Genomic DNA, 8,770 nt, shown 5'->3' on the forward strand with positions numbered 1-8,770 from the left:
ATGTCACAGCAAAATATTTTAGAGCTAGCAAAGCAGGGTGATGCTCAAGCAATAGCATCTTTAATGAATCGGCAATTACAACCCAAAGGAATAACCGCGAAAGCAACTGTTGATAATTCTTGCTTACAAATTATGCTACTCTCTGATGAAACTCTAAACCAACAAGCTTTAGTGGAGTTTATTCGCAAAGGATTAACTGGATTAAAGATTATATCAATTGGGAAAGTAAAAATTTTTGCAAAAAAGATAGGAGAAGATTTCCCCGCTTGGAGTCAGGATTTAATTATGAGAAATGGTAGTCAATTTGAAATAGTAACTCAAATTAAAACTTCACAAGAAAGTTTAAAAGAGCAAGCAAAGCTTGGAGATACTAATGCTATATCATCACTTTTAAATCAATCTCTAAAATCCAAAAAGGTTACTGTAAAAACTAGCTTGAAAGGAGATAGTTTAAATGTGATGTTAGAGTCAGATGATATTCCCAATGAGGCTTGTGTAACTTTAGTCCGTAGGGAAGTTGTCATGCTAAAATCTACATTAATAAATAAAATCCATATTTACGCTAAACAACACAGTAGTGATTTTCCTGCATGGTCAAAAGAAATCAATTTATCCGAGCAAAGTTATTCTACACAACCTATAGCAACCTCTTCAAAGTCTAATTCAAACAACATATCTATCACCATTAACGATAAAACTATTAACCTAAATGATATAGAATCTTTACAAATTGTCAAAGCATTAGTAATTGCAGGTGCGGTACTTTTAGCAATAGGAGTTTTTTGCCCTATTATCAGCGCTCCTATTATTGGGACTCTCAACTACTTCCATAATGGAAACGGTGATGGGGTAATTTTACTAATATTGTCTGCTATTTCTATCTTTTTAGTGCTGAAACACGAATTTAGATACTTATGGTGGACGGGGTTTGCTTCACTGGGTGTCACAATTCTCGGTTTTCTCGGCTTTCAATGGAAATTATCTGAGATTAAATCGAGTATGGAATCGGAACTACAAGGTAATCCATTCAGAGGTTTGGCTGATGCTACTGTAAACTCGATTCAATTACAGTGGGGTTGGTTGGTTATTCTGCTTGGTATCGGGTTAATTCTTGCTGGAGTTTATTTTTATGAAAGGCAAAATATAAATAAATCGGGATATGTCAATTATTTATTAGATTTAGTCAATTTTAGAAAATCTAAAAAAGCATATTTCTTTGCAGGATTAGTTGTGATTGGGTTGATTTTACCTAAAGTATTCGTTGGAATAAAAGCTCAAGCAGAGTATAGAGAAGTAGCATCAAAAGCGAAACAATCAGAAGCAAAAACGCTTATCGGTTCAATAAATCGAGGACAACAAGTAATACTATTAGAGAAAGATAGATTTTCTAACTCCATAACAGAATTAGAATTAGGAATTGCTTCGGAAACAGATAACTACAATTACAATATCACCAAGGCGGATACTTCATCAGCAATAGCAACTGCAACAGCTAAAGGAAATGGCATGAAAAGCTATACGGGTGCAGTATTTATGGTCAAAGACAGTGAGTATGACTTTGATACAACTAAAGCTGTTATTTGTGAAACAAATTCTGCTTCCAAAACTCCTCCTGATAATCCTCAGCTAGTAGGAGAAGATATTCAATGTGCAAAAGGTTCTAAGAAATTAGACTGATAACATTCTCAACACCGCTATCATCATGTCAAGCGGTAAAATAAAAAACAGCTATATAATAAATACCGAAGGAAAGTTCCTCAAAAATCGCCTTTATCCCACAGGTGATTTTTTATGGTTAAGCTATAACAACCAGAAGCTGGCTTCCAAAGAGCGTAAATCGATATAAGATGGTGCTATGAAATACGGTGAGTTAATTCAATTTGAACCTATCGAAACTGTAATTCAGTTACAGGATGCTAGCGAGTTGGCTGAAGCACAGCAACTGGTTGCTACTTATGTAATTTCCGCAGAAATGGCGGAAAGGTTAGCTTCTGTGGTTTTTCCCAATTTACAGTTTGAGCAGCCAGCGGATAATAAAGGTATTCTGGTTGTGGGAAACTACGGTACGGGTAAGTCTCACTTGATGTCAGTGTTAAGCGCGATCGCAGAACACCAAGAACTCTCCGCAAGTCTCCAAAATCCTCAAGTTGTGGAAAGTGCTGCTTCTATTGCTGGCAAGTTTAAAGTTATACGCACGGAATTGGGTTCCACAACGATGGACTTGCGGGAGTTCGTTTGTTCTGCCTTAGAGGAAGCATTATCCGAGTGGGGGATTGAATTTCAATTTCCTTCACGGGATAAGATTCCCAATCACAAGGGCGTGTTTCAAGATATGATGGTTCTATTCCACAAACAGTTTCCCGATAAAGGTTTGCTATTTGTGGTGGATGAGTTGTTGGATTATCTCCGCAGTCGTAAAGACCAAGAATTAATTCTGGATTTGACTTTTTTACGGGAAGTTGGAGAAGTCTGCAAAGATTTAAAATTTCGCTTCATTGCAGGATTGCAAGAAACTTTATTTGATAATTCCCGTTTTGCTTTTGTTGCTGATGCAATTCGACGAGTAAAAGACCGTTTTGACCAAATTTTAATTGCTCGTAGAGATATAAAATATGTAGTTGCGGAACGTCTGTTAAAGAAAACCGCAGACCAATTAATTAAAATTAAAGAACATCTCACACCATTTGCCAAATTTTACGGCAATATGAACGAGCGGATCGATGAATTTACCCGACTTTTCCCGATTCACCCCGATTATATCGATACTTTCGAGCGCATAACTATTGCTGAAAGACGAGAAGTCCTCAAAACGCTATCGTTATCAATGCGGAAATTACTGAATAAAAATGTTCCCGATGATGCTCCCGGTTTAATTGCTTACGATAGCTATTGGAACACTCTTAAGGAAAATACATCTTTTCGTTCGGTTGTGGAAATTCGCGATGTAATTGACTGTTCGGGAGTATTAGAAGCACGCATCCAGCAAGCTTTTACCCGTCCTGCTTACAAGCCGATGGCTCAAAGAATTATCGCCGCACTTTCGATACATCGGTTAACTGTGGGAGATATTTATTCTCCTTTGGGTGCGACACCGGATGAATTACGGGATAGTTTGTGTTTGTATGAGCCAATGATTGCAGATTTGGGAGGAGATGCTGCGGATGATTTGCTCACCCATGTAGAAACAGTGTTACGGGAAATTCATAAAACCGTTAGCGGACAGTTTATTTCATCGAATCCCGATAATCGTCAATACTATATTGACTTGAAGAAAACCGATGATTTCGATGCTTTAATTGAAAAGCGAGCCGAGAGTTTAGATGCTTCTGGGTTAGATAGATATTATTTCCAAGCGCTGACACAAGTATTGGAATGTACCGACCAAACTTATGTTACGGGGTATCGTATTTGGGAGCATGACTTAGAATGGACGAGTAAAAAAGCGACTCGTAAAGGTTATTTATTCTTTGGTGCGCCAAACGAACGTTCTACAGCAACTCCATCAAGGGATTTTTATCTATATTTTATTCCACCTTTTGACCCACCAGTTTATAAAAATGAAAAAAATGCTGACGAGGTGTTTTTTAAACTTACTAAACCTGGCGATGTTTTTCGGCAGAATTTGGAAAAGTATGCAGCTGCATTGGAGTTAGCTTCGACTTCTTCTGGACAAGCAAAGAAGATTTATGAGGATAAAGCAAAAGGTTTTGTGCGAAATTTGGTGAATTGGCTGCAAGAAAACATGACAACAGCTTTTGATGTTACTTATCAAGGTAAAACGAAACCTTTTTTGGAACGAATTAAAGCTGCAAAAATCGCGACTGGTGCGCGTGCTAACGTCCGCGATATGCTCAATACCGTTGCTTATAGCTGTTTGAACCCTCATTTTACCGACCTTGCACCAGAATATCCTACTTTTAATATCTTGATTACAAGTAAGAATATAAATCAAGCTGCAAGGGATGCATTACGTTTTCTTCGAGGTGTTAATAAAACCCAGCAAGCTGTAGCTGTGTTAGATGCTTTGGAACTACTTGAAGGGGATAAGTTAGATGTTCGCAATTCTAAATATGCTAACTATATTTTGTCATTATTAAATCAAAAAGGTTCCGGTCAAGTTCTCAACCGGGGAGAAATTATTCAAAATGTATTGGGTGTGGAATATATGGCTCCCAATCAATATAGACTTGAACCTGAATTAATTATAGTATTGCTGGCAAGTTTGGTTTATAACGGTGATATAGTTTTAGCGATTCCGGGTAATAAGTTTAATGCGAATAATTTGGATGCTTTGGTAAATACATCAGTTGAAGACCTAATTAATTTTAAACACCTTGAGCAACCAAAAGATTGGAATTTACCCGCACTTAAGGCATTATTTGAATTACTCGGACTAACACCGGGAATGGCTCAGTTAGTAACCCAAGGTAAAGATGAATCTGTAAGAGAATTACAAAAAGCTGTCACCACCACAGTAAATGATTTGGTGGTAGCAAGACAAAATCTACAAAGTTTAAGTTTTTGGGGAAAAAATCTTTTAACCGATGCATTGCAAGATGAATATCGTTCCAGTTTAGATAATACTAAAAAGTTTTTAGAATCATTACAAGCATTTACTACTCCTGGTAAATTAAAGAATTTCCGCTATCAAGAACAAGAAGTTACTTCACACCGTAGCGGTTTGCAAACCTTAGCAGAAATTACCGCACTTCAAGAATTAGTTACCAGCTTGGGGAATATTGCATCTTACCTCACCACAGCAGAAGCAGTATTATCTGTAGATAATCCTTGGTTGGAACAGATGCGAAAGGTACAGCAAGAAATTCTTAGTGATATTTTAAATCCAAAAAAACGCACTACAGCAACTTTTCGCTCATTAACTTTGCAAAAACTGACGCAACTCAAACAAAGCTATATTCAAACTTACATGGTTTTACATACTAGCGCTAGGTTAGGAGTAACAGAGAATGATACAAAAACTCAAATAACCCAAGATAGCAAAGCTAAAAACCTCCAAAAATTGGCGACAATAGATTTAATGCCAGCCAGTCAACTGCAAGAATGGCAAAATAATATAGCAAATCTGAAAACCTGTACCAAACTTACCGAACAAGATTTACAAGTAAATCCCATATGTCCTCACTGTCATTTTAAACCAGCGAGTGAAGTTAGAGATAAACCAGCTAGCGATATATTAGTTGAGTTAGAAATGCAGTTAAATCAACTTTTAGAAGAATGGATTCAGACGCTAATTTATAATTTAGAAGACCCCACAACCCAGGAAAATTTGAATTTACTTAAAGCTAAACAAAGAAAATTGGTAGATGATTTTTTAGCGTCTCAAAATTTACCAAACCCGTTGACAAATGAATTTATTAGTGCAGTTAGGGAAGTGCTTTCTGGGTTAGCGAAAGTGATAGTAAAAACCCAAGATTTACAAAAAATCTTACTTGCAGGTGGTTCTCCTTGTACGGTAGAAGAAATGAAGAAGCGTTTCGATGATTATTTGAGCGAACTTACCAAAGGTAAAGATACAAGTAAAGTCAGAATAATTATTGAGTAAATTTCATCAGTTTTCTTGTAGGGTGTGTGACTAGGGTGTTTACTTTGTGGAAAAGCCTGAAAAAAAAGTTCATGCAGTTTTTGTGTCTTGTGGTGCTAGGCTAAAAAGCTTGTAAGATAAGGGTTTTGAGCTTTACAACTAAACACAGCAATGTCATGAGCGATTTCTACCTAAATTAGAACAAAATCAACACCCTAATCTGTGACTCTTCCCTTTTCCCTCCCCCCAACGAAATGTTTAATTTATTTTGCACAAGTACTTAGATATTTGTGCAGTCTGAGAAAACAGAGTTTGTTTTACAAAATAAATTCCTCAGTGACTACAGCATCTTGATAGCTGACTTCAACCTTGAATTGTTTATTTGGTGCTTCACTAAATTCTAATTGAATTAGATTATCAGTTTGTCTTGCACTGACTTCCTGACTGATGGAATCAGCAGTATTATAGTTAAGAGTAATTTTCAATTTCAAGCCAGATGGTAAATGTTCTTCTTGATGAGGAAGAACTCGTACAAGCACACCTTGTTCTTCGTTTTCTTCTTTTTTAAGACTGACAATTAAAGCTAAAAATTTATTTTGCAGCAGTAGTCCAAAATTAAATAATTTAGTCTGTGAAATAAAAAAATTATTTGACTCCTTCTGACTTCTAACAGAACCCCAAGCCCAGTTATTTGAAATTATACTTCCAACAGATGCTGTAGATTGCCAACCTTCTTCAAATATTCCATCCCACCATTTACCGAGATTGATTAATGCTTTATCTGCTTGATTTTTTACTTGAATTACAGTTTCTATTACTGTGCTATTAGTTGTTACTGCAACGGGTAATTTAATCGCAGATGGTTCCAGAAAACGAATGTACAGCAAGAGGTTATTTAACTCTGTGTCAAATAAAGGCAAAGGGAAATTATAACTATCTTCTGACTGAGATTTAAAGTCTAGTATTTGAGAATACTTAAATAGTTCATCGTAACGCAGAAAGCCGTGAATATTTAATTGTTCTTCCTCTTCTAATACTTCTACTAAGACATAGAAATGAGCAGCCATTTTGGCTGAGGTGATGAGTTTTGCTGGTAAGGTGACAAAATCATCAATCAGGTTATCTACGATAATTAAGCAAAGACGAAATTCACCTACACTGAGATAACAAACACCATCAATTGCATTAGCACTGTTGTATGGTTTAATTTTGATATTTGGATTTCGTTCTTTCAGATACTTTTCAAAACCAAGTAATGCTAATGCATTTAAATATATTTTCCATTCATTTATCTCGCCTAATTTACGTAAATTATTCTCACTGATTACTCGCGCTTCATGCAAATGTTCTGGTTCTAGCCAAACAACTTTTGGTGACAATTTTCTTCTCATTTTTGGTGCATCAATTAAATAAATGGATGAGTTACTCATATTTTCTCTCCGATTAAGTTTTTTATAAAATAGCGATGTATATTTGATAGCAGATTCTTAATTTAGGCTACCTGGTGTGAATTACTAAGGTAGATGCGGATTATTTGAGCAAATAAGCTGTTTTTCATCTGCTTCTTACTAGTTACTAATTCTGCTTTTGCTTCTTTGAATGTTTTTTTATAGGCAAATTCTCTAATTTCAGCAGCGATATTTTTTAGATAATCAGGTTCATAAGAAATTCTAGTTAACTGATATTTATTAATTGATTGTAAAAGCTTATCTAGAAAAATCTCTTCGCTTCGATACTGAACAATTTCCAAAAAGTCTTCTAGTTTAAAAATTCGTCTGGCTTTACTCCATTCGATTTCCCAAAGTTTAGCAATTTCACCTAATGATATATTCTCTTGGTAATATAGTCGTAAGCCTTCTGGGAATCGTTGAGCAAAGTTTTTGTAACCTCTACTTTTTTGCAAATATTCAATGCGCTCTTGAATTACCTCCGCAATTGTTTGATGTAACACCTGTTCAAACAAATTTGCACAGATTTCTTGGAGTTTTTCTAATTCCAGATCCTCCGGGTCACTGTCTATATGATAAGGTAAATTTGGGTTGTCAAAATAATCATGAGTTGGATTATTATATACTTCTGTGGATACAGTTTTAATATAACCACTTTTTCTATAAAGCCAGTCTTGACGCAATATTTCTGCAATACGTTTAAGGTGATAAATTAATTCTAGTGGAGAAAAAGTAATACTTTCTTGTTGCAACAAATGCAACATCTCTTGCAGTTGGCTTGGTGCTGGTTCCAAACAGCGTCCTTTCTGGCGTGTTTTTAGTCTATCTCGTCGGTAAACTGTTTGAAAAGCTTTTACAATTTCATAGTCTCCTGTTAAAAGAAAACCACACAGAGAACGGGGTATAGATTTACATAGTAATCCCCAATCACTGGGAGTTGCTAACCCAAACTCCCATAAAAATGACTTGATTTCTTCATTTTGGCGGGTGAGTCTGTTAGTCCAATTATCTAAGCTTTCGTTAGAACCTAAATTGGGATTGAATCTCCGTAAAATATCAACGCTAAAAAATTCTCCACCTTTAGCGATCGCGCTAGTTGTACCATCATGATGGTTCAAGATATACTGAGTTCTACTTTCACTATTTACAATCACCAGTGTTTTACCATCGTCGTTTAAAACGAAGGGAAGCAAATCGGTGTACCTGAAAAGGTCTTCTGTACTGACGTTGTAGATGTGAGGGATGGTTTTGCAGGTGATGAGAATTCTGTGTGAGACATAGCAGCGTAAACAAAGTCCCGCGATCGCGCTTCGGTAAATGTTGTCAACTGAACGAAAAATTTCCCACAAAACTGTTTGAATTTGCTTATTTTCTTCTGTCGGTAGTGTGCAATTACTATTTAAGTGAGGGAATTGTATTTTAAAAAATTCCTTAGCTCTAGAGATTTCCCTGCGGTGTTTTAGTTGGACATCTTCCCCTATAGGAAGTATCTGCATTTGCCAATATTTGATTGGTGATACCATAGTCATTTAAACTACCTCAAGTCTCTTGAAAACATGACATTAACAGCGAAGCTTTAGCACCAGAGACGATTTTTTAATTAATCTTTTTGGAGCTACCTTTATATATATAGGGTTAGTTTTGGAAATATATGCACTTTTGGAGAATGCGGAAGGGAAGATTAAAGCTTGCTCACACAGCCTAAAAGTCTCTTGCTCAACAAAACTCCGTATCTCCTGCATCACATACAGCCAAAAAAACACCAGATATTACACTAGTA

The 8,770-nt window shown here is 36.0% G+C and carries 4 protein-coding genes; 2 read left to right on the forward strand and 2 right to left on the reverse strand.

Features of this window, described 5'->3' with window-relative positions; genetic code table 11:
• Complete coding sequence (locus VB797_RS10625) at nucleotides 1-1,677, forward strand: type IV pilin-like G/H family protein (RefSeq protein ID WP_323237642.1); 1,677 nt, start codon at nucleotides 1-3, stop codon at nucleotides 1,675-1,677.
• A gap of 178 nt (nucleotides 1,678-1,855) precedes the next feature.
• On the forward strand, nucleotides 1,856-5,563 hold the full coding sequence (locus VB797_RS10630; protein WP_323237643.1) for a DUF6079 family protein: 3,708 nt from the start codon (nucleotides 1,856-1,858) through the stop codon (nucleotides 5,561-5,563).
• 296 nt (nucleotides 5,564-5,859) lie between these two features.
• Here the strand turns inward: VB797_RS10630 and VB797_RS10635 are convergent, their stop codons facing one another.
• Entirely contained in the window at nucleotides 5,860-6,972 is a 1,113-nt protein-coding gene (locus VB797_RS10635; protein WP_323237644.1) for a DUF1822 family protein, read from the reverse strand.
• Nucleotides 6,973-7,034: 62 nt separating this feature from the next.
• Complete coding sequence (locus VB797_RS10640; RefSeq protein WP_323237645.1) at nucleotides 7,035-8,519, reverse strand: hypothetical protein; 1,485 nt, start codon at nucleotides 8,517-8,519, stop codon at nucleotides 7,035-7,037.
• Between the last annotated feature and the right edge of the window lie 251 nt (nucleotides 8,520-8,770).

The sequence above is a fragment of the Rivularia sp. UHCC 0363 genome, from assembly GCF_034931125.1.
Classification (GTDB): Bacteria; Cyanobacteriota; Cyanobacteriia; order Cyanobacteriales; family Nostocaceae; genus Rivularia.

Coding starts and splice junctions, on each gene's coding strand:
- VB797_RS10625 (WP_323237642.1), top strand. CDS start 1: ATGTCACAGCAAAATATTTTAGAGCTAGCAAAGCAGGGTGATGCTCAA.
- VB797_RS10635 (WP_323237644.1), bottom strand. CDS start 6,972: ATGAGTAACTCATCCATTTATTTAATTGATGCACCAAAAATGAGAAGA.
- VB797_RS10640 (WP_323237645.1), bottom strand. CDS start 8,519: ATGACTATGGTATCACCAATCAAATATTGGCAAATGCAGATACTTCCT.
- VB797_RS10630 (WP_323237643.1), top strand. CDS start 1,856: ATGAAATACGGTGAGTTAATTCAATTTGAACCTATCGAAACTGTAATT.